The sequence below is a fragment of the Actinomadura montaniterrae genome, assembly GCF_008923365.1.
GTDB lineage: Bacteria > Actinomycetota > Actinomycetes > Streptosporangiales > Streptosporangiaceae > Spirillospora > Spirillospora montaniterrae.
In genome coordinates this window covers 1-922 of record NZ_WBMR01000497.1, presented here as the reverse complement: position 1 = coordinate 922, position 922 = coordinate 1, and the positions used below count along the sequence as shown (strand labels likewise).

The window sequence follows — 922 nt, the reverse complement described above, 5'->3', positions numbered from 1 at the left end:
CGCCGCGCCACCGTCCGGTTCCTGCGCTGGTGGGACGCGCTGATGGCGGACGTCCGCGGCCCCGCGTCCCGCCCGCTCGCCGAGTACTCCCCGGACGAGCTGATCACCCTGTACCGGTGGGTGTGGGCCGAGGTGTCGGTGCGCTGGGGCGTCACGCTGGCCAACGGCGTCTACGGCCTGCTCCTCATGCGGGCCGCGACCGCGCTGCTGCGCCGCTGGGCGGGCGCCGGGCCGGAGCTGCTGCCCGGGCTGCTGTGCGGCGGGCCGGAGAACCGGTCCCTCGCCGCCGCCCGCGCCGCCCTCGCGCTGGCCGAGCGCGCCGCCGAGGTGCCCGCGCTGAAGGCCGCCCTGCTGGCCGACGACCTGGGCGGACGCACCGACGAGGAGCACCTGCGGGCCGTCTGGGACGACGTCGCCGAGGGCCGGCACGGTGTCTTCCTCGCCACGTCCGCACGCGCCTACCTGTGCCGTTACGGCGACCGGGCGGTACACGACCTCAAGCTCGACGAGCCGACGCCGCGGCAGCGGCCCTGGATGACCGCGGCGGTGCTGCGGCCGCTCGTCCGGCAGGGCGCGACGGTCGCCGCGAACCGTGAGGCCGAGGCCCGCGCCGCGGCCGAAGCGCGCCGCCGCCTGCGCGAATCCTGCCCTGGCCCGGCCAAACGGGCCGTCCTGCGCGTACTGCTCGGCATGATGCGCTGGTCCGTGCGCGCGCGGGAGGACGCCCGGTTCTGCCGCACGCAGTTGTTCGGGCTGTCCCGCGAGGTGATGTGGCGCCTCGGCGGCGAGCTCGCCGCGGCCGGGCTGCTCGACGACCCGCTCGACGTCGCCGACCTCACCGTGGAGGAGGTCATCGGCGCGTTCGACGGCACCCTGCCCGGCGCCGACCTGCGCGGCCTCGCCGCGGTGCGGCGCGCCGAAC

1 protein-coding gene is annotated in these 922 nt (G+C 77.5%); it reads left to right on the top strand.

Annotated elements, in window-relative coordinates; all coding sequences use genetic code 11:
- On the top strand, positions 1 to 922 hold a 922-nt coding region (locus tag F9B16_RS52185; protein ID WP_225992707.1), incomplete at both ends, for a hypothetical protein.